Raw genomic sequence first — 25,686 nt, 5'->3', positions numbered from 1 at the left:
GAAAACTTTTAATAGAGATCCGTGTTCTGTTCAAATAAATTGGTTGGTTGGACAAAAACGTGAAATCAAAAAGAACCGCAGAGCATGAGATAAGCGATCATGGACAGATAGCTGACAATGAGAATGTCAGTATCACGCATTATCAGGAAATGCAACTGATCCTTTTAGAACAGAACCCTGTAAGAGGAACATCAACTGACAGAAAAGCAGATGCCAGCAGATTAATGGAAAAGCTCATATCGTGCATATCCTCACTCACCGGAAAGAAAGAAGATAAGGACGACATCTGCTCCTACAGGTCAAAGGTCTCAAAGAACAGCAGGACCATAACGATCGATTGCAGGGAATGTGACCTTGCTTCCAGTTTTGATGAGGAGGATTGCAGGAGGAACATATTCAACATCCTCCTGAAAGAACCAGTGGCTGAGCGACTAACCCTTTCAAAGCTCTACGAGAGGGATTACGAAGGAAGGTCACTTGAAACGATATACCTGATGGCAGGCCTGAGGGACAGACTCACACCATACAGGAACACAAAGCTTGTAGAGAGTTCATGTAAAATTTCCCCGGATTGCAGTAAAGAGCATGCAGGGATAATGGAAGCATTACTGGACATGTCAGGGACCGACCCACTGAAGACCTGTAACATGATAGTTGAACTGTTAGAATACAACAGGATCGAAGACCTGAAAACAGGAATTCGGCCAGAATGCACCGGGTGCAGGAACAGGTTCGTGGAGATCCTTCATGAAATGAACTCCATATCAAAGAAGCTTTCAGATAGGATCAACCCCAACGGACATGCAGGACAAACTACCGAATTCAGCTCAGAATACGAAGAGCATCTCCGTTCCTATGTCAGGCCACCATTCTCAACCTCAAGGATATACACAGAACCCCCTGACAATACCATATTCCTTGAATGTTATGACATCAGCTATCAGGATGAGAGAAAGCTTCCTGTGAACATCTACCAGTTGACCGACCGCCCTGAGAAGATGTACATCATCAACCCCGTCGAGTACGCCCTTGGGGAAAGAGAACTCAAGCTGGTGGAAAGGGTCAGGAAGAAGATGATAATGCACCGGCCTGCAGACCTGCATTTCTCAGACCCTGTGAACTCAAGGGAATACTTCCGCAGGCTCAGCAAGCAGCTTCTGCTGGAAGAGGAGAATGTGGAGGACATCACATCTGACCCGGAGAAGGTGAAGCTATACTGTGACCTGCTAACCAAATATACCACCGGACTGGGCATACTGGAAGACCTCATGTCCGACGAGCGTGTAACCGATGTCTACGTGAATGCCCCTGCAGACCAGAATCCTGTACATGTGGTGCTTGACGGTGAGGAATGCATCACCAACATATACCTGTCCCAGGAGGATATGGAATCCATGGTCTCACGGCTGCGCTCCATAAGTGGCCGACCATTCGGCGAGGCAACACCCGTACTTGAGATGTTCCTGAGAGAGTATGGGGTTCGTGTCTCGGTGATCGGTGACCCGTTGAGTGCCAAAGGTATTGCCTATGCGTTCAGGAAACATGCAAAGGACCCCTGGACCCTGCCAAAGCTCATCAACAACGGATCCATCTCACCGCTCACCGCAGGCCTTCTCAGTTTCATAATGGATGGGCAGGCATCCGTGCTTGTTGCGGGTGGAGTAGGGGCTGGTAAGACATCCCTACTGTGCGCCCTGCTTCTGGAAATACCTCAGAAGTACCGCATGATAACCATAGAGGACACATCCGAGATACCTGTTGAGGAATTGCAGGAGATGGGATGGAAGGTGCAGGGACTCAACTCACAATCTGCTATCATGAAGTACGGGGTCGAGATCGAGCCATCCGTGGCGCTGCGTGCATCCCTGAGACTTGGAAGCTCTTCCCTGATAATGGGAGAGGTCAGGGGTCCTGAGGTAGCAGTGCTGTATGAGGCCATGCAGGTGGGAGCAGCAGGTAACTCTGTCATCGGTACGATACATGGTTCTTCCACGGATGCGGTATATGAGAGGGTGGTGAACACATTAGGAGTACCGCCTGCATCCTTCAAGGCTACGGATGCAGTCATTATCTGTGCCAATACAAGGCTCTCAGGAAGCATGACAATGAAACGACGTGTCATGCAGGTTGCCGAGGTCAACGACAAATGGGATGAGGACTCAGGGAAGGTTTTCTCGGACATACTCAGCTATGATGCTTACGAGGACTGCCTGAAGCCATCTGACATCATGGACAGGGGACGATCGGCCCTGATAGGAAAAATAGCTGATAAGTGGGGGATCTCAATGGATGAGGCATCCCGTAACATACGCATGAGGGCCATGATCAAGGAAAAGATAGCAGAGTATGGTAAAGAGGATGAGCATCTGCTGGAGGCCAGAAGCGTAGCTATTGCAAACAATATGTTCTGGTTGCTGATGGATAGGGAGATATCAGAACCTGACGGGACAAATTATCAGAGGATCTGTGACAGGTGGCTTGAATGGTTCGATGGGTTTGCAGGTAGAAGTTACACAGACCAACTCATGATAGGTGAAGGACAGCCGCCCTTCGGACAGGAGGAGCAATGCACCCGTGCAGGTGGTCAGACTGTACAATGAGAACTGGTACTACAATGGCTGCAAGTTCACCTCTGCCAATTTCAGATGGCTTGTAAAGGACTTCGATTCGTTCCGTAAGAGAGCTGATAATGCCATCAGCGAGAACTATCGTAATGCAATGGTCTACACAGGCTTCACACTGGAACCTCATGAGACAGTTCTCTTTTCATATGTCGCCGCAGCCCTTGCACTTATAGGCATACTCATCTTCGACTTCTTCCTTTTCAGGATGACAGCCTTTGAAGGATCGACCGTCACAGCAGTGATACTGTTGAGCCTGTTGTTCCCTCTTGCTGTGCTGCTATACCTGAGCGAGTATATCAAGATACACGCTAAATGGATGAAGGTAAGTTCCCTGGGTGACATCCCTGAGATAATCAGCTACATAGTTATGTCAATGAAACTTGTCCCTAACATGGAGGTTGCCATCCGTTTTGCTGCCGGCAATTCCAGCAGGCCCCTTGCAAAGGACCTGAAGAAGATGATATGGAACCTGCATGTAAGGGAATACAAAGGCATAGATGACGCGATACTTGAGTTCTCGAATATCTGGGGGAAGGACAGCGAGTACTTCAAAAGGGCGCTGCACCTTATCAAAAGCTCCACAAGTGAGCCTGATGAGGCACAGAGGATCATCACATTGAACAGGTCACTGGACCTTGTACTTGAAAGTACACGTAACCTGATGGATACCTTCGCGTCAAAACTGAAGACACCTACCTACGTACTCTACTCTGTATTCATACTGATACCTCTCGCACTGGTTGCGCTCATGCCTGCAATAACAGTTGTAGGGATACGCTTTGGCATTGGTACACTGGTCATTATCTATGACGTAATGCTTCCACTGCTGACCTTCACCTATGCTGAATATATACTGATGCAAAGACCTGCGGCATTCATCCCACAGGACATACCCGAAAGCCACCCGGAACTTGAAGGGATCAAAAAGAGAAAGCAGTTGTCTTTGCTCCTCTCTTCAGCCATCGGAGTTGTCATATCATCCCTGGGATACATCCTGATATACAAAGGAAATCCATGGAACATAGTCTCGACGAGAACACTTGACGGGATAATACCTCCGACACTGTTCATCATCTGGGGAATCGTCTTCGCTGTTGCGATCTACCTGAATATCAGCTATGCGCCTTACAAGAGGATAAGGGATGAGATACGCAGGATGGAGAACGAGTTCTCGGATGCACTGTTCGTCCTCGGCAGGAGGATATCCGAGGGCAGGTCCGCTGAAGAGGCTTTCATCCACACTGCAAGGGCCATGGAAGGCTCTGATATATCGAATGCATTCGAGAGGATATCCCTCAACCTCATGAATATGAGAACGGATATCCGTTCAGCCATATTCGACGAGGATTTCGGAGCATTCAGGGACATCTACTCCGAAAGGATAAGGACAACGATGCTGCTCCTTGTGGAAAGTGTAAGCAAGAGCCATCTGGTAGCCGGTGTTGCAATCGTCAAACTTGCGGACCATCTCAAAGAGCTACAGGATGTCGAGATCAAGATAAAACAGTCGCTCTACGACATGACATCCACCATGCGTTCTACGGCCGCGGTCTTTGCACCTCTCATCGCAGGAGTCACCATTGCGCTGTCCGAGGTGATCGCAAAGATACTGCAGAATATATCGAAAAGCATCGACCGTCTTCCCGATAATGCATTCCCGGGACCTGCGCAGATCTCGCCTGAGAATCTGAATCAATCGATTCCCTCTGACCTTTTCATGTTCGCCATTGGGATCTACATTATCCTGATAACGGTGATACTCATACGTTTCTCCGGAACGATAGAATATGGCGGGGACAGAGCACAGCTGCGTTATGAGATCGGTCAGACCCTTCCGGTCACTATTATCGTATTCACTGTCTCGACGATCCTCTCAAGGATAATTTTCAGGGGAATGATATAATCCCATGACCGAATGATGTAACCTATGCCGCAAGATTAAAGCTCCCTCAATTCCTTTTTTTGTAAAGGTGCTTTTATGAAAAGATCGATCGGTGCAAAGACTCTGGCCTACCCGACACCCGCATGGCTTGTCGGGACCTATGACATGTTCGGAAAAGCGAATGCTATGACTGCCGCATGGGGAGGCATCTGCTGCTCGGACCCGCCATGTATCAGCGTATCCCTGAGAAAGGCAACCTATAGTTACGCCAACATCATGGAAAAGGAAGCCTTTACCATCAGCATTCCCTCAGAGGACTATGTGAAGGAGACAGATTATTTTGGGATCGCAAGCGGGAAGGATACGGACAAGTTCGAGAAAATGGGACTCACGCCTGTGAAAAGTGACCTTGTGTACGCGCCATATGTAGATGAATTCCCTGTGGTCCTTGAATGCAAGCTTATACACAGCTTCGAGCTGGGACTTCATACACAGTTCATAGGAGAGATTATCGATGTCAAGGCAGAGGGATCGGTCCTTGATGAGAATGGAAACCCAGACATAGAGAAGATAAAACCGATAATCTACTCACCACAAAGGGAATATTATGGAGTAGGTAAACCACTTGGAAAGGCATTCTCAATTGGAATCGATAAGTAAAAGGGCAGGTCCAGGGAGAAATAGAAGGATCATTGAAAATGATCTGTTGATACAGGGCTCTGATCATTCCATATACAGCAGGGCCTTGTTAGGACATACCTTCACACATTTCATGCACAGGTCACATTTCTCGTGATCGACGTTCACAAAACCGTTTATCCTGTAAAGTGCACCATTTGGACAGATATTCTCACATCTGCCGCATTTCCTGCATCCCATCGCTACAATGAAGCCGTCCTGTTCGTCCACGGAAGTGAGTATTGTACGAATGTTACATAAGCCTTAGGACCTTTCCGCTTAAAATATCCTTATATACCTGCAGGTTATAGGTTGCCACAATGAGCGATATCGTCCAGGGAGAAGCAGGTTCTTTCCATTCTTTTCTTTCAGAAGGCTGCAAACTCTGTAAACAGGGAGCAAAGATGGTCCTTTTCATAACAGGCCTATGCCCCAGGGATTGTTTCTACTGTCCTGTGTCAGAGGAGAGGCGCACTGACGATACTTATGCCAATGAGAGAAAGGTTCTTTCTGATGATGACGTTCTTGAAGAAGCAAGGCAAATGGATGCCCTTGGAACCGGAATAACCGGCGGTGAGCCACTTCTGAGAAAGGAGAAGGTGCTTCACTATATCAGATTGCTTAAGAAGGAATTTGGACCAGAGCATCACATCCATATGTATACATCCATGGCACCTGACAGGGAATCGATGGCCGAACTCGCAGATGCAGGACTCGATGAGATAAGATTCCATCCGCCTGTAAAACTCTGGAACGAGCTGGACGATACCGGCTATGCAGCCTCGATCAGGTATGCGAAGGAACTGGGAATTGAAACCGGGATAGAGATACCTTCTATCGAAGGAGCTGACAGGGTAGCTCTTTTTGCAGAGAGGAACGGCTGTTTCATCAATCTCAATGAACTGGAATTCTCAGATACGAATGCAGAGGCCATGAAAGAACTTGGTTACCAGTTAATTGACGATGTGTCGAATGCAGTATCAGGTTCAGAAGAATACGCCACCGGAATATATGATCATTGTAAGAGGATGCATTTCTGTTCATCCAGCTACAAGGATGCCGTACAGCTCAGGAAAAGGCTTATTCGCATTGCTGAGAATATTTCCAGACCCTTTGACGAGATCAGTGAGGATGGAACCATTTTCTACGGGCATATGGAATTCGATGATGAAAGTGATATCGATACTGCCCTCAGGGAACTCTCAGATATGGAAGTGCCACAGGAAATGCTGGAAACCGTTGAAAACGGGATAGATATCGCATGGTGGATCCTTGAGGATATCGCAGGATCCATTGGAAATGATAAAAGAAAATTGTATATTATCGAAAGATATCCTTTTAAAGAGGGACTAATTGTTGAAAAGATACCCCTTTAAATGCTAAAATATATATGTTAGGATGATATAGATGGTACAATTTTCATATCCAATAAGGGTTTTAGAACTATTGCAAATAAATAGTTTTATAAGATAAAATAACATATTGAAGAGAGAGGTGTTTGTACTGGAAACGATTGAAGAGCGAGTAAGAGAGAGACTGATAAAATATCTTAGTCGCGATGATACTGGCATACGCAAAGTGGTACTGAAATTGTTCCTGAACGGTGATAAATTCACTACTGGTGACGTGTACGAGCATCTGCATAATACAGATTTTGATGTGAGCTACAGAGGAGTTTCAGCTATGGTAGGCCTGATGAATACAAGACTTGGCATCCTGAGCATCGACGTAACTGGAGATCACAACATATACCTTTTGAAGGAAGACTACAGGGAAATTGTAAGGTCTGTCCTTGACAACTACTGATTCCCCTATCCTTTATTTTCAAATCTCAAAGATAGATATTCCATTACTTAGACCACGGGAGTGTCATTCATATCAGGAAGTATATCCCGAATAGTATACAAAGGATATGAACGCCTGCTGACACAGGAAGTTCAAAGTGAGAAGGTACCACGGCATGTTGCCATAATTATGGATGGGAACCGCAGGTTTGCACGCAAACTGGGGCAGATGACATCCTACGGACACAGGCGCGGAGCAGAGGTCACTGAGAACGTTATGGAATGGGCCTGTGAGATTGGTGTGGAATATCTCACCATATATGCTTTTTCCACTGAGAATTTCAACCGGGGCGATGAAGAGAAGGATAAGCTCTTTGACCTCATCAAGCTCAAGTTCGACGAGATAGTGGTTGATGAAAGGACGCATGAAAGAAAGATGAGAGTCCATGCAATCGGCGATATAGAAAAGTTGCCGGAACCCCTTCGTGAATCTATCGATAATGTAGAACTTATGACAGCAGCCTATGACAGGTTCAACCTCAATGTTGCAATAGCATATGGTGGGAGACAGGAGATCATCAAGGCTGTACAAGAGATAGCCACAAAGGTGGAAGCCGGGGAACTTGAACCTGAAGACATCGAAGAGGACACTATATCCAACCACCTTTACCCTTCAGGAAGTGCAGCACTCCCTGATGTGGACCTCATCATACGCACCGGAGGAGATGAAAGAGTATCTAACTTCCTCCCATGGCAGGCCAATGGAAGCGAATGTGCAGCGTATTTCTGTGCACCTTTCTGGCCGGAGTTCAGGAAGATCGATTTCCTTCGCTCTATACGCGTCTATCAGTCCCGTATGAGGGAAAAACATCATAGTGTGACCATCCGTGCAGCACATTTCCTCAAAGCCCTTGGAAAGGCCGAAATAGAGGAAGTAAGGCAACACTCAAAGAGCAAAAAATAAACCTCATTTGAATGATAATACTCATCTTATCCATTGGATAACTCCTATTTTCAATGGTTAAGTGAATACTCTGCTTTTCACAAGACCCTGCCAAGAATAAGAACAATAGTTCAAACTAAGTGATCATAACCCTTTTAAAAAAGATATATGGTGCGGGAGGTGTGATTCGAACACACGAACTCCTACGAGACTAGGCCCTCAACCTAGCGCCTTTGGCCTGGCTGGGCAACCCCCGCACGTGAATAGCGAGTTAAATGTAAGTTAAGTATTGAACCGTAAAGGTTCGAAGTGAGCAATAGATAAGGTATATGGTGCGGGAGGTGTGATTCGAACACACGAACTCCTACGAGACTAGGCCCTCAACCTAGCGCCTTTGGCCTGGCTGGGCAACCCCCGCATCATGTTGGTCTTTCTATTACTAAATATAAATTTTAGGAGAGTAAATCCCCTAAACAACATCAGAGGGACTCTAATATTTGTCCCATCTGGCTGGCTTTCTCCTTAATAGTTGTTCCTGCATTTATAATTAACTGTTGGATCGTGTAGGAACCATCGGATTCCATAGTGAAAATGAAAGAATTCTCATCTTCAGATACAGTGATCGCATCAATGTCACAGGACAATACACACAATTTACAAAGTATGCATTTAAGGATATCATCGCCGGATATCTCTGCACCGTTCGGACCGATCTGGATTATGTTCTGAGGACATTCCTTCACACATGCACCACACTGGTCACAGTTCTCGAACTTGACAACTGGCATATTCTTGTAGCCACAGGCAATACCTGCCTGCCATTTAGCATGTTTGTGGCCATACCCCATATGGGCAATGGCCTCAAGCACTACCTTCTGACCTTCTTTCAGGTCAATGATAGGGATGTTCTGGTCGGCTGGGCGAACTTTCTCATCAGATGAGACAAAGTCGCCTGAATATACCATTCTCGGACCTTCAGCACTAAGCGTCAGAGATACCTTGCATGCAGGGCATTCTGAGCCACATGTGCACTCGTCTTCAGGTACGAACTCTTCAATGTCTGTTGCCAGTGGGATAAGGCCAAGCCTTAAAGCTAACTGCTCATCAAAGAGGACTGAGGTATTGTTGTAGATGTTCACATCATCTATAGCAAGAGTTGGTACGTCAGAGAGACATGCCCTCCTTATACCATTTGCAAAAGCTGCACTTGCATCGGATAATATGAACTTTGCAGACCTCTCTGACAGTTCAAGTATATCTACTTCCATTGTCATGAGTTCATATCCATTTATTATTTATACTCTTCTACCGCCCTTTGGACGTGTACCATCGTGTGGAACAGGAGTTACATCCTGGATCCTTCCGATCTTGATACCTGCCCTTGCAAAAGCCCTGATAGCAGCCTGTGCTCCAGGTCCCGGGCTTCTCTGCTTGTTCCCACCAGGTGCACGCACCTTTATGTGAACGCCTTCAATGCCCTTGTCCTTAAGGGTATCTGCAAGCTGGGATGCCATCTGCATAGCAGTGTATGGAGAACTTTCATCACGTGCTGCCTTTACAACCATTCCACCAGATGACTTGGCGATGGTCTCTGCACCTGTGATATCAGTTACTGTAATGATGGTGTTGTTGAATGAGCATTTAATGTGAGCTACTGCCCATATTCCATTGGTTATTGCCATTGCTTTACTCCTCCGTTCCTGCTACTGCTGAAGCGATCTGTGCTGGCCTTTCAGCATGTGATTCGCTGGTAAGTGGTGAGTTGCCATAGTAATCGATGTTCATCTCATCTTCTTTTGAGATAAGTACGCTTGGAACTGTCACTTTCTGACCATTTATAGCAATGTGACCGTGTGTGATGAACTGTCTTGCCTGCTTTGGTGTCCTTGCAAGACCAAGTCTGAATACCTGTGTCTGTAACCTGCGTTCAAGGATCACTTCTGTCTGCAATGCAAGGATGTCATCGATGTTTGCATCGGATGGAAGAATTGAATATCTTCTAAGCCTTTCAAGAATCTGGTCGGACTCGGTCTTGAGGTGGCCTGCAAGTTCGGTCTCTGCAGATTCTGCCAAGATTCTACGTGCGTCTGCCCTGTACCTTCTCAGGATACTGACCGCCTTCCAGAGTTCCTTCTTGTTACGGAGACCGTACTTTTTAAGAAGCTCTACCTCAGTGGCCATCCTGGCTGCCTGCCAAGGGTGCTTTGGAGTATCATAACTCTTTTTCTTTTTACCTGGATATCCCATAAGATCACCTTAATTACTTCTTCTTGCTTACGCCAATGGTTGAGCCACGCCTTCCTGTGGACTTTGTTCTCTGACCTCTTACCTTGAGACCTCTCTCGTGCCTGAGACCGCGGTATGCTCTTACCTTCTTGAGGTTGTTGATATCCTCTCTGAAGGTCATGATTATATCCTGTCCCAGAAGGTGTTTGTCCCCACCTGAAATTGGGTCCTGGCACCTGTTGAGCATCCATATAGGAAGGTTCTTCTCAAAGTTCACAATAGCTTCATCGAGCTTTGCAACATCTTCATCAGAAAGGTAACCTATGGTCTCTTTCGGGTCGATACCCGTGCTGTCAACAATGATCCTTGATGTTCTGAGTCCTATACCGCGAATACCTGTCAGCGCATACATAACAGGCTGACTACCCTGAAGGTCAGTATTCATGATACGGACTAAGTGTCTTATTTCTTCGTCTGCCATTATTTTTCCTCCTTAGGGACGCCAAGCGTCCTGTAGCCTCGGAACTAAGGTCCCGACACACCCCGTTATTGATACTACGAGGCAGGCAACTCTAAAGATTTTAGAATAACTCGCCTATATATACTATCTTTCGTATTTAACACTATTGTGTAGAAGTGGATAGTAATACAAGTGGACACTCACTATAGGTTAATTAGATAAATACTTTCCTGTGCTCAGAGGTAGCCATTTTCAGGATCAGAAATAAGAGGATTCAGTTTAGCCATTGCTGTACGCATTTTCTTAAACCCGCATCGACTGTAAAAACCCTCCCTTCCGGGAACGGAATACAGGATAATATTCTCTACAGGCAGTTTATCGCACAGCCGGTCAAGCATTTCTTTTCCAATCCCTTTACCCTGATACTCGGGCAACAGGACCATGTCATAGATTGCTGCCTGATATTGGCCGTCGCAAAGAGAGCGACACATACCCACAAGCTTACCTGAATCAGAGACAGTCACTACTGCATAACTTGCCTCAAAGGCTTTGCGAATCTGTTCAGGGTCACGTTTGTTCCTGCCAAGAGGAGCCCGCTCAAAGACTACAGAGGCTTCTTCCCAGTCAACTTCATTCAGATCATCACTAAATACGAGACCGGGACAATAGGATGAATTGCTTTCCGCCATAAAGTACCATCAGCGTTCAGACAATGCTTTACCCAGGTCAAGTTCAAGACCCTTTAACAATTCCTTTGCTACATGGTCAGCTATCTTCTTGTTCAAGCTTTCGGAAGGATGTACCTGATCCAGAGTACAGTTGCATGCAGGACATGCTATAGCCTCAATAAGTGCCATGCTGTCGTCAGCAACATTGGAAAATGCCACAGTTATCTCATTCTCACATTCCGGACATGTTACATCTGTGCTGCCATCATCATTGACATCCATGTTCTCTTTTATGTGGAATACATTTACTTCGCTCATCGTTCATCCTCATTATTCGAATATCACGGAACACAGAATGTTCGGTGTTTTTGCCAACTATGACAATGTAAAAGTTGATTAAAAAAAGTTGTGGCGCCGAGAGGGGGATTCGAACTCCCGAGGGGCGGATGCCCCACAAGCTTTCCAGGCTTGCGCCCTACCGCTAGACTATCTCGGCACACGTATTTTGATGTGATTATTCTGGCTTGCTGTGCCAGCCTTGCGCATAAGTGCCAGCATCCATTATTACTCTTTCGGTTGTTGACACAATACCATGGGTGTTTTCAAGCATTTCCCCGGTATCCATTATAGCTTTACACAGAGCAACAGCTTCCCCTTTTAAAGTAAAGAGACAAATCTCATCATCCTTTTTGATATTCTTATCAAGACTGAGTATCCCGGGGACTGCCAGTGCCGCACCACGACACACGGCATCCACCGCACTATCACGAATGATGATCTTAGGAAGATGCGCAAGACCTTCCTCCATTGGCCTGACAACCTCCCGCAGGAAGCATTCATCCCCATCCTCTTTCCAGAACTCATAGGCATCCTTCAGGTCATGGAGAGTGACAAGGGTGTCCTCCCTGAACGGACCGGTCTTTGTCCTGCGAAGCTCCTGCATATGGGCACCACAGCCCAGTGCAACACCAATGTCATGACATAGCTTTCGCATATAAGTGCCTGCTTCGCAGCCAACCCGCATAAGGACCGACTTTTCCTTTACATCAAGCACCTCAAGATAATAGATCTTACGTACACGAACTGCGCGTTTAACAGCAGAGATGATAGGTGGCATCTGGAAAAGCGGACCTGTGAAATCCCTGCAGACCCTGCGTACCTTCTTCTCAGGAACAGGTTCATGCAGTGTCATCAGGCAGATGTACTCCTTTCCTGACAAACGAAGAGCTGCAACGGTCTTTGTAGCCTTCCCAAGCATTATGGGAAGTACACCTGTCACAACAGGATCCAGTGAACCGGAATGTCCTGCCCTGTTCAGCTCAAGTATATCCTTGACCCATGCAGTGACCTCGTGACTTGTTGGTCCTGCAGGTTTGTCAAGGTTAACGACACCCATCTCAATATATTGCCTGATGGGGCGTTCGTATGGAGAACATCCATGAAGGGGACTTGTAATGGCCTCTGCTTTGTGCACAAGCTCACGTTTTTGTTCAGAAGGTAAAATACCGGGTTTGCTTTTGGAGTTCATAGGGACCGCCAGGAAATATAAGGAAATATCCGTGATCAGAAGTAAGAACTATTATCTATCGCACAGGAAATAATGTTTGTTATCTGGAACTGGTCCCATTCCTCCGAGTCGATCACAAGATCATAGACTGAGAGGTCATTGATATCAATTCCATGTATTGTCCTGTATCGGAGAGCCTCGGACGCTTCACGTTCGACGGTCTCATTGAGCTTATCATCAAAAGAGCCGCTTTCCCTGCTGACTATCCGCTCCACGCGGACATCAACAGAAGCTTTTATCCAGACCTTAAGGGCCTTTTCAGCCATATGCCCTGCAAGCCTTCCTTCAAGAATGATATTGTCACGGGTGTTAGCGATCTCCTTCTGACGTTCATCGATCTTAATGTCGATACTATCGTCAGATTCAGCCAGTTCACCGAACTCCGCCAGGGTCATACCATATTCCTTTGCAAGGGAACGGAAGACCTCCCCGGCAGAGATCATCTCAAGACCATACTTTTCAGAAAGCAAACGGGAAACAGTGGTAGTACCACTGCCCGGAAGACCGCTGATAGTCAGTAACACCTTATACGCCACCGACGTCCAGAGCCTTTCTTATCAACTGACTTACAGCCAGTGAAGCGATGAAATACCAGAAGAGCCAGTACTGGAAAGGACCGATCAGAGGGTCGGTTAGTATATGTTCTCCCCAGAACGGGAACACCAGAGAAGCACCTTCATGGCTTTTGATATAGAAGTAAGCCCACATGAACAATGGAAGGGATATTATACTGATGTATGCCATCGGCTTGAACTGCTGCTTTGACATCTCCATCTGATCATCCATCATCGCCTTGCGTTCTTCATCCATCTTCTTCATAAGGGCTGTGTTATTAGAAAGTTGGGCTTCCCGATATTCCTTCTGGAATCCCTTCATTCTTTCCTGGGTATTACGCATGAGTTCCCAGTCAATGGTGTATTTCTGGATAAGTGAAGCGTAAAGAGCAGTAATAGATGCCATTATGAAAAGCACAACATGGAAATTACTTGCCCCCAGAAGGGTCACCAGTGGATCCATAATGATACTCATGGAACTTCCAAGAGAGTCTCTGAAATCCTGACCAAGTATCATGATACCGATCATAAGGGAAATACCAAAAGCCAGCAGGAACTGGTCCAGCTTTTTCTTGAATTGTTCTGTAACCAAGGGATAGCCTCTTTGTTTGGAATTTACTTGTACTGATCCATTATCTTACAGACATCAGCAAAGACAGCATCGACAGCGCCTGCGCCATCAACATTTACAAGAAGCCCTGCATTGTCGTAGTAATCGATCAATGGTTTGGTCTTATCGTTATAGACGGCAAGTCTCTGGCGTATGACATCTTCCTTGTCGTCATCCCTCTGATAGAGCTCAGCACCACATGCATTGCACTCCCCTTCTTTCTCAGGAGGGTTGAACATCACATGATAGCTTTCACCACATGCGCAGCTACGACGTCCGCCAAGTCTCTTGACGAGCTCCTCATCATTCACCTCTATATTGATGACAGCATTGAGGGGCTTGCTGATCTCAGCAAGGATATCCTTAAGGGCATCAGCCTGTGGAATGGTCCTTGGATATCCATCCAGAAGATAACCCTTCTCACAATCCGGCTCTGTAAGCCTGTTCCTGATAAGACCTATAAGGACCTCATCAGGGACAAGTTCACCTTTGTCCATGTACTGTTTTGCTTCCAATCCAAGCTCAGTCCCATCACGGACATTTGCTCGGAGGATATCACCTGTAGATATGTGAGGGATATCATAATTCTTTGATAATTCCTTTGCCTGGGTGCCTTTACCAGCACCCGGTGGGCCAAATAATGCAATATTCATGATAAACACCTTATTCCTGTCCGAAGAAGGATCTCATCATTGGATGCATTTCCATCATCTGCTCGGATGCAATATCCTCATAGAGACGGTATACGATACTTACCGTAAGCAAAAGTCCAGTACCACCGGCACCTCCAAGGGTACCAAGCAGACTTGCGACAAGTGTCAGTGCACCAATGAAAGCACCACCGATAATTGTTACCTTTGGTATGTACCTTAACATGACCTTCTCAATACTTCCAATGTTCCTTCTGAAACCCGGTATCTGCATACCGGAGTTAAATATCTTCTTGGCTGTTGGTTTTGCACCCATTCCTGTTGTTTCGATCCAGAACAGTGCAAATACAATACCTCCTACTATCAGGAACACAGCATCGGTCAATACGTGCAGCCCGATCTGCCAGACGGCTGGCACAGGAGCGCCATAACTTGTGAATGATTCCCTCACAAGGGAAGGTATCCAGTCATATGGGCTGTGAATAGGAGCCAGATAATACATAAGCCCATTGATAGGCGTCGAACCACTGAACTCACCAAGGAATGTGATTCCCCTGCCGCTGAGCAGAAGACCTACCATCTGGATGTTTGCCTGCAATGCCCTCACAAGGATCATTGGCAGGACTGAAGCATAGATAAGCTTTACAGGGAACTTACCCCTTGCACCCCTTACTGCACTGTGTGCCAGAGGTATCTCGATACGGGTACTTTCCACATAGACGACAAGCAGGAATATTACCACTGTACTTACCAGTGCGAGAATTCCACCGCTTATCAGCATGAACATGATACCATCACCGGAGAACAGGAAATCTGCTTCCACATTCTGCAGGATGTAGATCCACTTAGGGAAGAAACCGGTTGGAAGACCGGATGAATCAGAGGTCCAGTTGAAAAGACCGGTCACGATCTGCTGAGAAACACCGGCTACGATGAAAAGACCGACACCTGAACCGATACCCCATTTTGAAACTACCTCATCCATGAAGAGTACCAGTATGCCACCTATGCATATCTGTATAAAGATGATGAATGTGATCACTCCGAGACCCACACCCAATGTTGATGCAAGGGCTGCATCAGGCTGGATATAACCACCGGCTATCTGTGGCAGAGCCTCAAGTACTATCATTACAAAGACCATGAACTTCTGAGCGCCCTGGAAGAACGCCTGGTCTGACGGATTGGACATGTCGAGCTTAATAACATCAGCACCGACCAATAGCTGAAGGACAATGGATGCGGTAACAATAGGACCGATACCCAGAAGCATCAGGGAACCCGAAGCTCCGGCAAAAAATGCTCTATAGGATTCGAACAGGTCGATCGAATCCGCTGACAATCCAAACAGCGGTACATTAGCAAGTGCGAAATAGAGCACAAGAATCCCGAGTGTCCACATTAACTTGTTTTTAAAATGGACGTGCCCCTCCGGACTTGCAACCGCAGGCAATTTATTAAAAATTGGTTCCAAACTATCCTTAAGACTCATTAATTCCACCCTTTGAATGGAAATATCCATGCAATTGTTAGGTAAAGTACACCTAAATAGATCTACACATTAATAAATATGTATGCCTTACTTCGCATAGAAATAAAAATAAAACAGGTAATGCCAGATGGCATTACTCTTCTATCTCAGTACAGGATCCACCTGCACCTTCGATCTTATCCTTTGCACTGGCAGAGAATTCAGCTGCTGTGATAGAAAGCTTCTTGGAGACCTTACCGGACCCAAGTACCTTGTCTATATCAAGAACAGCAAGGTCGATGACATAAGTGCCATCCTGAAGTTCTGCAAAACCGTCATCAACAAGCTGATCTGCAAGTTCATCGAGTTCCCCGACGTTCACGATGGAAGCATCGTTAAGGACCTTCAATGGACGTGTAAATCCTCTCTGGTGTCCACGGTGGTATCCGAGCTGGAGAGCACGGGTTGCATGGTGTTTGTTCTCACCACATCTACCCCTTCCACCACGGTTACCTGCACCACGTCTGTTCTTGGTTGTACCGCCACCACATGTGCGTGAACCTCTGAACTTCTTTGTGTTGGTTTTCTTTGATGTCATTGGGATCACCTCATCTTCTTCAACAGTTTGTTGATGTCCTCACCGTGGTTGCCCAGTACACCGCCCTGCTGGACTGTTCTCTTCATACCGGAGTGACCCTTCCTTGGAGGATGGAGCCTGAATACCGGCTTGAGCTTTGGAACATCTTTCAGGGTTGCGTTACCCTCACAGACAGCTTCTGCAAGAGCCTTGATGGAATCGTAGTCTGTATTCTCAGCCACGTATTCCTCGGTAAGCCTTACATCGCCTTCAAGTCTGCCACGGTTTGTGAGCATCTCTGCAAGTGAGTCAGCATCAATGACTCCGTATGCCACGTAGTCCTTTACCTTCTGGATCATTCCTGCATTATGAGGATTGTCAGCAAGGATGACACAGTGGTTAACTTTGTGCAGACGAAGCATCTTAAGGGTATCCTTTATGGTACCCCTGACATTCACGTCTCCACGTACTCTTACCAAAGCGTACATCTTAAGCCTCCTTGTTCTCCAGGTTTGCAGGCATTCTTACAACACCTGTGTTCTCAAGTGCCTGGAATGTAGCTTTTGCGAAGTTAAGGGTTGTCCTTGTGGTACCTTCTGTCCTTGTCCAGACATCCTTGATACCTGCCTTCTCGAGTACTTTCCTTGCGGTGTCCCCGGCAGCAAGGCCGAGTCCACGTGGTGCAGGTTTCAGTTCTACAAGAACACTGCCAGCCTTTCCACGTACCTGTGAAGGTACTGTGTGCTCAAGACCGCATGCACATTCCCATGAACCGCATCCACGTTTTACCTTGATGATGCTTATCTTTGCATTGCTGATGGCTTTCCTGATAGCAGGGCCGACCTGAACGTCCTTTGCCTGTCCAAGACCGACAAAACCGTTTCCGTTACCAACAATTACAGTTGCTCTGAACTTAACACGACGTCCGGAGTCAGTCATCCTCTGGACCATGTTGATATCAAGAACCTCATCCTCAAGATCAGGTAACAGGATATCGATTATTTTGGATTCTCTGATAGGAAGACCTGACTCTATAACTTCGTCCATTGAAGTGATCTGCCCTTCTTGAACGAGTTTTCCAAGCCTTGTCTGTGGAACCCATTCCTCTTCATATTCGTATGCCATGTAATCACCTAGTTGAACTCTGCAGAGATCTTTTCCTTAACTGCATCGAACAGTTCAGGCAGATTTGAGTCTTCCATATACTCTGCTATGTGTTCTCCTCTTACTCTCTCATCTGAAGGAAGGACAGATGAGTCATGAGGAATCTCGAAACCAGCATCTATGATGCCTTTTAAGGTTGCATACACACGTGATCCGGGTGATGATGCCTGGAGTCCTATATCAAGAACGCCGTAATCCAATCCCTTGCTCAGTGCTCTGTAACCGAATAACAGACCGGTGAGATACGCTGCTGTTGTGTTTCCTGTTGGTGCATCGTATCCATACTTCTTGAGTTCTGTTGAAATTGCAGCTGAAAGGGTAACATCCCCTTCAGGTTTTGGAGCTACAAGCTGGACCTGCATGTGCCTTGAGCTCTTGCGTACTACCACACGATCCTCTTTTGAGAGGATCAATCTAAGTCTCTGGTGGTAATCAGTACGCCCTTCTCTTCGTCGTCTGAATGCGACTTTATATCTGGGTCCTGTTGCCATGATCATTCCTCGTGCTTAATGAGCTTTGCTGACTCAAGGTGTGCCTTAAGGTGAGCTACACTACGGTATTCTCCACCCTTTGCCTTGCGGTAAACCTTACAATAGGTTGCCCTGTCCAATGAGCCATCTTCACGCATCTGTTTAAGTTCCTTTCTCAGAGCACGGATCTTCTTCATCCACTGCTCTTTACGGGGATTACGTGCGCCCTTCTTTCCTTTTCTCTTTCCATGTCCCTTGCGGTGACCGTACTTGCGCTTGGCATCTCTTTCTCTTGCGCGTCCACGGCTTACTCCCTTTACAGGGATCGCCTTGATACTGCCAGCTTCTATGAGCTCACGTATGTCAGCTCTGGTAATAGCCACTGCAATGTCCTCTGCTGCTTCAGGGTCGAGCCATACTCTGTTGACCCCACAGTCCATAACTGCTGCAGCGATCCTCTTCTGGTTTGTCAGATCGGTCATCTTATTCACCTCTTGTAGGGTTGAGGACCTTTATGGAAAGCTCTGCAGCCTTTGCCTCTATGATAGCCTTCTTTCGTCCGCCGACCTTTGCAGCTATCCTGACAGCCTCTACATCTGCATTGACATCGTCAAGCTGTGCGACCGTGTATACAAGGACCTCTGCATATCCGGATGGGTGCAAACCTTTTACAGCGGTTGGACTTCCATAGCCTACCTGTGCGACAGCACCCTTGGCCTTGATGCCCTTGCGCTGTTTACCCTGAAGACCTCTTGGACGTCTCCAGTTAGAATCCAGACGCTTGTACTTGTGGCTTTCTGTTCTCTTGAAAGCAGGTTTTTTGCCTTTCTGGACTTTCCTTACCTTAAAAAGGCGTTTAGTCTTTTCATCCATTCAAATCACCTACACTATCTTCTCCACAGTGTATATTCCGTCCTGGAATACACGCGGGTCGAATCTCTTGATCCTTGTTGCCTGCTCGATGTTAGCTGCTGTCTGTCCGACATCCTCTTTGTTGATACCGGTTACAACAACCTCGTCACCTGAAGCCTTCACCTTGGATTCACCGAGGATGTTAGCTGACCTTGGCTTTTTCTCTCCAAGGAAATTACCGATCATCAACTTGTCCCCTTCAACCTTAAGCTGCATAGGGAAGTGAGAGTAAACGACCTTCATACGATATTCGAATCCCTCGGTGACACCTTTGATCATGTTTCTTATGTGTGATGCAAAGGTTCCGACCATTGCTTTCTGGGTCTTCTTCATAACCGTGGAGTCCACGGTCACTTCTGAATCCATGACCTCTATCATGATACCTGGATACCAGAAACTCCTCTCGCTCTTGCCTTTCGGGCCTGAGACCGTAAGGAGCCGGCCCTGGAATGTGACGGTCACACCTTCAGGGATAGGGATTGTTTTCTTTATTTCTTTTGCCATGTGACATCACTTCCATCAGTACACATATGCAAGTAACTGTCCACCGACATTATTCTCACGAGCTTCGTACTGTGATACTACACCTTTTGATGTTGTAAGTATCAATGTTCCAAAGTTCTTTGCTGGAAGGAACTGCTTTTCCCATCTTTCGAAGTCAGCAGCACCCACTGAATAACGTGGCTTGATAGCACCACATTTGTTGATCCTACCAATAAGTTCTACCTTGTAAATACCTGCCTTACCATCCTCAACAAACTCGAATTCACCGACATATCCACGGTCCTGCATGACCTTCAATACGGTACCTATGAGTTTTGATGCGGGTTTGATAGTACAGGAGTCTTTACCAATTGCCTCTGCGTTCTTTATTGTAGACAGAGCATCAGCAAGCGGATCTAATAATACCATTTCTTACACCTCACGCATACTTTTCGAATCCCATGTCGTGGGCAACCTCACGGAAGCAGTGCCTGCAAAGGTAAATGCCATATTTCCTTACAAGACCCTGTTTTCTTCCACATCTCTTGCATTCGCTTGCTCCTCTTCCAAAGCTCTTTGTGGTTTGTACCATTTATATTACCTCCACTGCGTATGTGTCTTTGAAGAAAGCAATCGTATCCTCTTTTGTTATCTTGTGAGATGTTGGGATCTTTCTCTTGACTATCCTTCTTTTGTTGATCCTGTAACCTGCACGGTTCACGACAACATTGATATCCATTCCAAAGATACCGATGTTAGGATCATACTTCATTCCAGGGAAGTCAGTGTGCTCTTCGATACCAAAGGCAACGTTCCCATACTTGTCGAACTGGGATGATCTGAGCTTGCTCTCTACAATAGTAAGTGATGTCCTGAGGAACTCTTCTGCACGGTCGGACCTGAGTGTGACCTTACAGCCTATTGGTTCGTTCTTCTTGATACCAAATGCCGGAAGGGTCCTCTTTGAATATGTCCTTACTACGGACTGTCCAGTGATCTCGCTGAGAATGTTTTCAGCATCCACAAGGTGCTGACCACTTTCTCCGACACCCATGTGAACAACTACCTTTTCTACTACAGGTGTCCTCATTGGATTACTCAACTACCTCACCACCTAGATTGATCTCTGGCTCTTTCTCACCGATGACAACAACAAAATCCTCGATGGTCTCGAAGTCATATTCACCGGAAATGAAGACTGTGTTGTGCTTGGAGCTTCTCACAGTGTTGATCTCCTTAATGGTACCGATCTCACCTGTGTGCTTTCCACCAACGATCATAGCAAGGTTACCTACCTTATACTTGATGTGCTTGACAACATCCTTGCCAGGCAGTGAAAGGATAAGTGAATCCTTTGTCTTGTAATCGTCGGAAGCAATGAGATTCGTACCGTCGTTGAGGTTAAGCTGTACAACTCCACCCTTTAATACGGTCTTTCCATTGATCCTGCAAAGCTTGTTAGCATCTACGCCTTCAAGCTTATGAACTTCAAGCCTTCCCTTACGGTCCAGTAGCACGCGATATGCCACATTCTCGAGAGGGATGGTAATTACATCCAGAAGACCTACAGGGAATCTGAGGTCCTTTCTGACAATACCGTCTACAAGGACATTGCCTTCTGAAAGAACACGTTTTGCCTCTGCACGGGTGTCTACGATACCAAGCATATCCCTGAGGACTACACCAAGAGGAATACTCTGCTGCTTGTTATGTGGACCAGGTCTTGTTGCTGTGATCCATTTATTGGATTTCTTTGATATCTGCCAGCTGTTTGGGACAGATATTCTTTTCTGATGTTTGCCCACAAAATCACCTGTTACTGATAACTTCTTCTCTGTGTTTATCCTTCATTTCAAGGGATGTGATCATCACATTTGAAGGGTATACAGGTCTTGCAACCTCTGTACCGTCTGCCTTTGAGACAGTTACGCCTTCTACAACGATCGTTCCGTGTTTGAGGGAAACCGCTTCTACCATTCCGGAAGTCCCTGCGTGGTCACCGCGCATTAATTTCACAGTGTCGCCAACGACAACGCTGGCACTGCGGCAACCATATTTCTCACGGAGGTCCTTTGAGAGTGGAGCACCCATGTACTTCTGTTTGATGTGAAGAGGAGCCGTATATCTTGCTTTCCTCTGTTTCCTTGGTTGATTTGATACCATTGTTCACACCTCATACTACCATAGATGCAGTTGTACCGATCTTTGGGTACCTTTCTGCTGCTTCCCTTGCAACCGGACCCTTAAAGTCGGTTCCCTTTGGGATACCATCCTTGTCGACAATGACAACAGCATTGTCCTCGAAGGATACCCTCAGGCCATCTGGACGGCGGAATTCCTGCTTCTGGCGAACTATCACTGCAAGAAGGATCTGCTTACGCATCTCCGGAGTTCCTTTCTTCACGGAGACCACGCACATGTTACCGATACCAGCCCTTGGGTGTCTGTTCTTTACACCTCTGTAGCCCTTTACGGAGATGATCTCAACTACACGTGCACCTGTATTGTCCACGCAGTCGATCTTAGCACCGGCATTGAGTGCACGTGGAACGGTGGATCTTATTCCCCTCATTCCTGTGCCTCCGCCTTAATGACTACATAGGATTTTGTCTTGCTAAGAGGTCTGCATTCAGCCACTGTCACAACATCCCCTACCTTTGCATCAATGCAGGGTGGATTGTGTGCGTGGACCTTTGACTGCCTCTTCTCATATCTCTGATATTTCTTGATAAGCATCTCATGCCTGCGCTGGATGACCACTGTCTTGTCCATCTTGTCGCTTACAACAGTCCCTACAAGGACCTGTCCGCGAACCGGAAGTGTTCCGTGGAAAGGACAATTGACATCGTCACACTCCTTTTCAGGGGCGGGGACATCCAATCCAATATCTCTAACCATGATTATTACCTCATGTGTATTTTTCTTATGTTCTTTGTTCTGCTTTCGGGTTGTGAGAGCAGAAGGTTCCCATTTACTTTAACATACCTCTCAGCATGCTTTTTGGATAAGTGGGCAGGTATCTGAAACACAAAGGATGAACCTTTTTTCGGGACCATTTTCCTTGTCCCTTCCTTTGTCTGAACAACTATCATGTTCTTTGTCTCGTCAACCACTTTGCCGCGTATATCGTTATATGTCGGATTAGTAGCATCGGTTATTGTTACTTCCAATCCTATCAGTTCATGGAATACCAGTTTAGAAGGAGTGATCTCCAAATCAGATCTCCTTCATTTCCCTCTGGATGGTCTTTATCCTGGCGACGGTTTTCCTGAGTTCTCCTATCCTGCCTGGATTATCCGGAGCACCACCAGCTGATGAAAGCGCACGTTCACGGATGAGTTCGTCCCTCATCTTATCGAGCTCGTCCATCCTTTCTTCAGGGGACATATCCCTGATCTCGTTCAAACGAAGAATTGCCATTACTTATCCTCCTTGTGGACGCGTGCGACCGGATGCCAGTAGTCATAGCCATCATGCTTATGCTGCCATACACCGTCAACCAGCCTTTTCTGCTCATCTCCGTTGTCCTCGATCTGAACTGAATCATCAGTTTCAGTTGCTTCTTCACTGGTCTCTTCTTCAACTTCCTCAGCTGGAGCTTCCTCAGCGACCTCTGCTTCCACAGATTCTTCAACAACTTCTACTGCTTCCTCTTCGTCTGCAACCTCGCCTTCTGATTCCTTCTCAACAAGTTCTGCGATGTCAGCCTTTGCAGCTTCTGGAGCTGCAGCCTCGACCTCTTCGGTCTCGACGACATCCCTTATGTCGAAAACATCAGGCAATACTGCATCCGGAGGGATGATCCTAACTTTGCATCCAAGGGTTCCCAGCTTCTTGACAGCTGTTGCAAAACCCTCATCAACTATATCTTCAGCAGGCTTACCGGCGTGTTTGATGTAACCGTCAACGAGCTTCTCAACCCTTGACCTTGCACCTGTAAGTTTACCTGAGATAACTATCTCACAGCCCAGAGCGCCTGAGTTCATAATAGCCCTGAGGGTATTATGACCGGCCTTTCTGAAATACCAGCCTCTTTCAATAGAAGAAGCAAGGCGGCTTGCCATCATCTGGGCATTGAGCTCTGGCTTTTTAACTTCCTGAGCATCGATCTGGGGGTTGTCCACATCGTACATCCTGTCGATGTCACGTGTGAGTTTGCGGATAACCTTACCAGCCTTACCAATGACCATGCCTGGCTTTTCAGCATATACAGTGATCTGGGTACCCATTGGGGTACGGTTGATCTCCATTCCACCGTAACCTGCTCTGCTAAGCTGTTTTGCGAAATATTCGTCCATTGAGGCCTTTACATATCCTTCCTGGACGAATTTCTTCTCTATTGCCATTAGCGCACCTCATTCAAAATAATCTCAACATTGACAGTCTCTGTGTTCTTAGGACTGCCACGTCCGCGAGCCCTTGGTCTCATACCGTGGATCACACGTCCGCGCTTTGCAGCAACATGTGCAATGTACATGTGCTCAGGGTCAAGTCCCTTGTATTCGGCATTGCTCTTTGCATTCTCAAGGATCTTGAGGAAAGCTTCAGCAACCTTCACAGGATATCTACCGTTTGCCATTGGACCCTTTCTGTGTCCTGAACCATCGGTGTGCCTCTTGAAAGGAACTGCCTGTTTCATGATCACGACATCTTCAAGGTATCTCTGGGCTGTACCGGCACGCATACCTTTGATCGCCCTGCCAAGTTCACGTGACTTTTTCGGGGAGATGTGAAGCTCAGCACCCATAGCCTTTGAACTTGACTTTGGGTCCATTTCAATTGAATATCCGATTCTTGCCATCTATCTCACCTTACTTAAGTGGCACGAACTTGCTTGAACGGGTTGCTCCTACACCAGCGCTTCCGTGGGAAACCTTAGGTCTGGTTGGGGAGAATTCTCCGAACCTGTGTCCGATCATTTCCGGCTGGATCTCGAATGCCACAAATGACTTGCCATTGTATACTTCTACGTTCTTGCCGACCATCTCAGGGAAGATTATGATATCCCTGTAGTGGGTCCTCAAGTTGTCTTTACCATCTTTTAGCTGCTGGACGACATTCTTCCTGCCTTCTGTGTAGCCCCTCTTAAGAGTACGGCGTTCACGTGCAGGTAACAATGCGATGAACTCGTCAACATCCAGAGCCTGGAGTTCTGCTACCGTTTTACCACGGTAGGTATATTCACCTTTTCGTTTTGGTAATCTTGATGATGATTTCTTTGCCATGTATTAGCCTCCGGTTAACGCTTTCCGGTCCTGCGTGCTGCGATCTGACCTACCTTACGTCCAGGAGGTGCGTTCCTTCCAACGGTTGTTGGCTTACCAGGGTGCTTACGGTTACCTCCACCGAATGGGTGATCGATAGCGTTCATAGCAATACCTGATACACGAGGATACTTTGCAGCTCTTGTCTTCATCTTGTGGTATTTCTTACCTGCCTTAAGGAAAGGCCTGTCAACCCTGCCACCACCAGCAACGATACCGATCGTTGCACGGCATTTAGGATTCAACCACTTCATCTCACCTGATGGCATCTGCACAACTGTCTTCCCACGGTCGTGGGAAATGACTGTTCCATAGGCACCTGAAGCGCGTGCGAACTGTCCGCCATCGTTTGGCTTGGACTCTACATTACAGACAGGGATACCTTCCGGGATCTCTGCCAGAGGCAGGATGTTACCGGGTTTGATCTCAGCTGAGATTCCGCAAGCGATCTGGTCACCTACTGCTATACCTTCAGGTGCAAGGATCAGGCGCTCCTCACCATTATCAAATGAAACTTTGACAATTGGTGCTGAACGAGCCGGATCGTGTGTAATTTCGATAACTGTACCATAAACCGTGCCTTCATCATCGACACGTGGGTGTTTAAGTGCAGCCTTGAACTTGTGTGATGGAGCCCTGTATGTAGGGGTTCCACGACCTCTGTTCTGTGATATGATTCTCTTTGTCATCTAGTCCACC

General features: G+C 46.8%; 38 protein-coding genes and 3 tRNA genes. 6 read left to right on the top strand and 35 right to left on the bottom strand.

Annotated features, from left to right (window positions below; genetic code table 11):
• Positions 1–59: 59 nt before the first annotated feature.
• The 3 genes from V7O63_RS05850 (at position 60) to V7O63_RS05840 (ending at position 5,166) form a co-directional block, all read left to right on the top strand.
• Positions 60–2,600 carry a type II/IV secretion system ATPase subunit gene (locus tag V7O63_RS05850; RefSeq protein ID WP_340820571.1) on the top strand — a complete coding sequence of 847 codons (2,541 nt, stop codon included), beginning with the start codon at positions 60–62 and terminating at the stop codon, positions 2,598–2,600.
• Positions 2,575–4,527: a hypothetical protein gene (locus V7O63_RS05845; RefSeq protein ID WP_340820570.1), complete on the top strand. Its 1,953-nt coding sequence runs from the start codon at positions 2,575–2,577 to the stop codon at positions 4,525–4,527. Before V7O63_RS05850 ends, V7O63_RS05845 begins: the two co-directional genes overlap by 26 nt.
• A 75-nt stretch (positions 4,528–4,602) precedes the next feature.
• Complete coding sequence (locus V7O63_RS05840; protein ID WP_340820569.1) at positions 4,603–5,166, top strand: flavin reductase family protein; 564 nt, start codon at positions 4,603–4,605, stop codon at positions 5,164–5,166.
• 63 nt (positions 5,167–5,229) lie between these two features.
• Here the strand turns inward: V7O63_RS05840 and V7O63_RS05835 are convergent, their stop codons facing one another.
• Positions 5,230–5,415 carry a 4Fe-4S binding protein gene (locus V7O63_RS05835; RefSeq protein WP_340820568.1) on the bottom strand — a complete coding sequence of 62 codons (186 nt, stop codon included), beginning with the start codon at positions 5,413–5,415 and terminating at the stop codon, positions 5,230–5,232.
• A gap of 89 nt (positions 5,416–5,504) precedes the next feature.
• Here V7O63_RS05835 and V7O63_RS05830 point away from each other — a divergent pair, with 89 nt between their 5' ends.
• The 3 genes from V7O63_RS05830 to uppS all read left to right on the top strand — a co-directional run bounded on the left by V7O63_RS05830 (position 5,505) and on the right by uppS (position 7,932).
• A complete protein-coding gene (locus V7O63_RS05830; RefSeq protein ID WP_340820567.1) occupies positions 5,505–6,560 on the top strand; it encodes a radical SAM protein in 1,056 nt (351 codons plus the stop codon).
• 160 nt (positions 6,561–6,720) lie between these two features.
• The gene (locus tag V7O63_RS05825; protein ID WP_340820806.1) at positions 6,721–6,990 is read left to right on the top strand and encodes a DUF2551 domain-containing protein; all 270 of its coding nucleotides are present in this window, start codon (positions 6,721–6,723) and stop codon (positions 6,988–6,990) included.
• Between the two features lie 60 nt (positions 6,991–7,050).
• Positions 7,051–7,932: a polyprenyl diphosphate synthase gene (gene uppS, locus V7O63_RS05820; RefSeq protein WP_340820566.1), complete on the top strand. Its 882-nt coding sequence runs from the start codon at positions 7,051–7,053 to the stop codon at positions 7,930–7,932.
• A 148-nt stretch (positions 7,933–8,080) separates the two neighbouring features.
• Here the strand turns inward: uppS and V7O63_RS05815 are convergent.
• The 34 genes from V7O63_RS05815 to V7O63_RS05650 form a co-directional block, all read right to left on the bottom strand.
• Positions 8,081–8,168, bottom strand: a tRNA-Leu gene (locus V7O63_RS05815).
• 73 nt (positions 8,169–8,241) lie between these two features.
• A tRNA-Leu gene (locus V7O63_RS05810) sits at positions 8,242–8,329 on the bottom strand.
• Positions 8,330–8,390: 61 nt separating this feature from the next.
• On the bottom strand, positions 8,391–9,185 hold the full coding sequence (locus tag V7O63_RS05805; RefSeq protein WP_340820565.1) for a DNA-directed RNA polymerase subunit D: 795 nt from the start codon (positions 9,183–9,185) through the stop codon (positions 8,391–8,393).
• A 21-nt stretch (positions 9,186–9,206) separates the two neighbouring features.
• Positions 9,207–9,587 carry a 30S ribosomal protein S11 gene (locus tag V7O63_RS05800; protein WP_340820805.1) on the bottom strand — a complete coding sequence of 127 codons (381 nt, stop codon included), beginning with the start codon at positions 9,585–9,587 and terminating at the stop codon, positions 9,207–9,209.
• A 10-nt stretch (positions 9,588–9,597) separates the two neighbouring features.
• Positions 9,598–10,158, bottom strand: a complete 561-nt coding sequence (locus tag V7O63_RS05795; protein WP_340820563.1) for a 30S ribosomal protein S4 — start codon at positions 10,156–10,158, stop codon at positions 9,598–9,600.
• A 13-nt stretch (positions 10,159–10,171) separates the two neighbouring features.
• Positions 10,172–10,618, bottom strand: a complete 447-nt coding sequence (locus V7O63_RS05790) for a 30S ribosomal protein S13 (protein ID WP_340820562.1) — start codon at positions 10,616–10,618, stop codon at positions 10,172–10,174.
• Between the two features lie 215 nt (positions 10,619–10,833).
• Positions 10,834–11,286, bottom strand: a complete 453-nt coding sequence (locus V7O63_RS05785) for a GNAT family N-acetyltransferase (RefSeq protein WP_340820561.1) — start codon at positions 11,284–11,286, stop codon at positions 10,834–10,836.
• Between the two features lie 9 nt (positions 11,287–11,295).
• Positions 11,296–11,583 (bottom strand): hypothetical protein, encoded by a 288-nt coding sequence (locus tag V7O63_RS05780; RefSeq protein WP_340820560.1) that lies wholly within the window; start codon positions 11,581–11,583, stop codon positions 11,296–11,298.
• Positions 11,584–11,674: 91 nt separating this feature from the next.
• A tRNA-Ser gene (locus V7O63_RS05775) sits at positions 11,675–11,761 on the bottom strand.
• An 18-nt stretch (positions 11,762–11,779) separates the two neighbouring features.
• Positions 11,780–12,793: an RNA-guided pseudouridylation complex pseudouridine synthase subunit Cbf5 gene (locus V7O63_RS05770; RefSeq protein ID WP_340820559.1), complete on the bottom strand. Its 1,014-nt coding sequence runs from the start codon at positions 12,791–12,793 to the stop codon at positions 11,780–11,782.
• A gap of 35 nt (positions 12,794–12,828) precedes the next feature.
• Positions 12,829–13,356 carry a (d)CMP kinase gene (gene cmk / locus V7O63_RS05765; protein ID WP_340820558.1) on the bottom strand — a complete coding sequence of 176 codons (528 nt, stop codon included), beginning with the start codon at positions 13,354–13,356 and terminating at the stop codon, positions 12,829–12,831.
• A 1-nt stretch (position 13,357) separates the two neighbouring features.
• The gene (locus V7O63_RS05760; RefSeq protein WP_340820557.1) at positions 13,358–13,978 is read right to left on the bottom strand and encodes a DUF106 domain-containing protein; all 621 of its coding nucleotides are present in this window, start codon (positions 13,976–13,978) and stop codon (positions 13,358–13,360) included.
• Positions 13,979–14,001: 23 nt separating this feature from the next.
• A complete protein-coding gene (locus V7O63_RS05755; protein WP_340820556.1) occupies positions 14,002–14,649 on the bottom strand; it encodes an adenylate kinase in 648 nt (215 codons plus the stop codon).
• Positions 14,650–14,659: 10 nt separating this feature from the next.
• Complete coding sequence (gene secY, locus V7O63_RS05750; RefSeq protein WP_340820555.1) at positions 14,660–16,138, bottom strand: preprotein translocase subunit SecY; 1,479 nt, start codon at positions 16,136–16,138, stop codon at positions 14,660–14,662.
• Between the two features lie 133 nt (positions 16,139–16,271).
• Positions 16,272–16,715 carry an uL15 family ribosomal protein gene (locus V7O63_RS05745; protein WP_340820554.1) on the bottom strand — a complete coding sequence of 148 codons (444 nt, stop codon included), beginning with the start codon at positions 16,713–16,715 and terminating at the stop codon, positions 16,272–16,274.
• 5 nt (positions 16,716–16,720) lie between these two features.
• Positions 16,721–17,182 carry a 50S ribosomal protein L30 gene (locus V7O63_RS05740; RefSeq protein WP_340820553.1) on the bottom strand — a complete coding sequence of 154 codons (462 nt, stop codon included), beginning with the start codon at positions 17,180–17,182 and terminating at the stop codon, positions 16,721–16,723.
• Position 17,183: 1 nt separating this feature from the next.
• The gene (locus V7O63_RS05735) at positions 17,184–17,819 is read right to left on the bottom strand and encodes a 30S ribosomal protein S5 (RefSeq protein ID WP_340820552.1); all 636 of its coding nucleotides are present in this window, start codon (positions 17,817–17,819) and stop codon (positions 17,184–17,186) included.
• Positions 17,820–17,827: 8 nt separating this feature from the next.
• Positions 17,828–18,349, bottom strand: coding sequence for a 50S ribosomal protein L18 (locus V7O63_RS05730; RefSeq protein WP_340820551.1), 522 nt, complete (start codon positions 18,347–18,349; stop codon positions 17,828–17,830).
• Between the two features lie 2 nt (positions 18,350–18,351).
• Positions 18,352–18,810: a 50S ribosomal protein L19e gene (locus V7O63_RS05725; protein WP_340820550.1), complete on the bottom strand. Its 459-nt coding sequence runs from the start codon at positions 18,808–18,810 to the stop codon at positions 18,352–18,354.
• A 1-nt stretch (position 18,811) separates the two neighbouring features.
• Positions 18,812–19,201 (bottom strand): 50S ribosomal protein L32e, encoded by a 390-nt coding sequence (locus V7O63_RS05720; protein WP_340820549.1) that lies wholly within the window; start codon positions 19,199–19,201, stop codon positions 18,812–18,814.
• 9 nt (positions 19,202–19,210) lie between these two features.
• A complete protein-coding gene (locus V7O63_RS05715) occupies positions 19,211–19,744 on the bottom strand; it encodes a 50S ribosomal protein L6 (RefSeq protein WP_340820548.1) in 534 nt (177 codons plus the stop codon).
• A gap of 15 nt (positions 19,745–19,759) precedes the next feature.
• Entirely contained in the window at positions 19,760–20,152 is a 393-nt protein-coding gene (locus V7O63_RS05710; RefSeq protein ID WP_340820547.1) for a 30S ribosomal protein S8, read from the bottom strand.
• A 10-nt stretch (positions 20,153–20,162) separates the two neighbouring features.
• Positions 20,163–20,315: a 30S ribosomal protein S14 gene (locus V7O63_RS05705; protein WP_340820546.1), complete on the bottom strand. Its 153-nt coding sequence runs from the start codon at positions 20,313–20,315 to the stop codon at positions 20,163–20,165.
• Positions 20,316–20,813, bottom strand: coding sequence for a 50S ribosomal protein L5 (locus V7O63_RS05700; RefSeq protein WP_340820804.1), 498 nt, complete (start codon positions 20,811–20,813; stop codon positions 20,316–20,318).
• Positions 20,814–20,817: 4 nt separating this feature from the next.
• Positions 20,818–21,528: a 30S ribosomal protein S4e gene (locus V7O63_RS05695; RefSeq protein ID WP_340820545.1), complete on the bottom strand. Its 711-nt coding sequence runs from the start codon at positions 21,526–21,528 to the stop codon at positions 20,818–20,820.
• Between the two features lie 4 nt (positions 21,529–21,532).
• Positions 21,533–21,886, bottom strand: coding sequence for a 50S ribosomal protein L24 (gene rplX / locus V7O63_RS05690; protein ID WP_340820544.1), 354 nt, complete (start codon positions 21,884–21,886; stop codon positions 21,533–21,535).
• A 10-nt stretch (positions 21,887–21,896) separates the two neighbouring features.
• Positions 21,897–22,295 carry a 50S ribosomal protein L14 gene (locus V7O63_RS05685; protein WP_340820543.1) on the bottom strand — a complete coding sequence of 133 codons (399 nt, stop codon included), beginning with the start codon at positions 22,293–22,295 and terminating at the stop codon, positions 21,897–21,899.
• The gene (locus V7O63_RS05680; RefSeq protein ID WP_340820542.1) at positions 22,292–22,621 is read right to left on the bottom strand and encodes a 30S ribosomal protein S17; all 330 of its coding nucleotides are present in this window, start codon (positions 22,619–22,621) and stop codon (positions 22,292–22,294) included. Before V7O63_RS05680 ends, V7O63_RS05685 begins: the two co-directional genes overlap by 4 nt.
• Before the next feature lie 5 nt (positions 22,622–22,626).
• Entirely contained in the window at positions 22,627–22,938 is a 312-nt protein-coding gene (locus V7O63_RS05675; RefSeq protein WP_340820541.1) for a ribonuclease P protein component 1, read from the bottom strand.
• Between the two features lies 1 nt (position 22,939).
• Positions 22,940–23,143, bottom strand: a complete 204-nt coding sequence (gene rpmC, locus V7O63_RS05670) for a 50S ribosomal protein L29 (protein WP_340820540.1) — start codon at positions 23,141–23,143, stop codon at positions 22,940–22,942.
• Positions 23,143–24,069: a 30S ribosomal protein S3 gene (locus V7O63_RS05665; protein WP_340820539.1), complete on the bottom strand. Its 927-nt coding sequence runs from the start codon at positions 24,067–24,069 to the stop codon at positions 23,143–23,145. Before V7O63_RS05665 ends, rpmC begins: the two co-directional genes overlap by 1 nt.
• Positions 24,069–24,524, bottom strand: coding sequence for a 50S ribosomal protein L22 (locus tag V7O63_RS05660; protein WP_340820538.1), 456 nt, complete (start codon positions 24,522–24,524; stop codon positions 24,069–24,071). The genes V7O63_RS05665 and V7O63_RS05660 overlap by 1 nt, the downstream gene beginning before the upstream one ends.
• A gap of 10 nt (positions 24,525–24,534) precedes the next feature.
• Entirely contained in the window at positions 24,535–24,948 is a 414-nt protein-coding gene (locus V7O63_RS05655) for a 30S ribosomal protein S19 (protein ID WP_340820537.1), read from the bottom strand.
• Between the two features lie 14 nt (positions 24,949–24,962).
• Complete coding sequence (locus tag V7O63_RS05650) at positions 24,963–25,676, bottom strand: 50S ribosomal protein L2 (protein WP_340820536.1); 714 nt, start codon at positions 25,674–25,676, stop codon at positions 24,963–24,965.
• Positions 25,677–25,686: the final 10 nt, after the last annotated feature.

Source organism: Methanolobus sp. WCC4 (assembly GCF_038022665.1).
In the GTDB taxonomy this organism is placed as follows: Archaea; Halobacteriota; Methanosarcinia; order Methanosarcinales; family Methanosarcinaceae; genus Methanolobus.
This window is presented reverse-complemented; position numbering and strand designations above follow the sequence as displayed.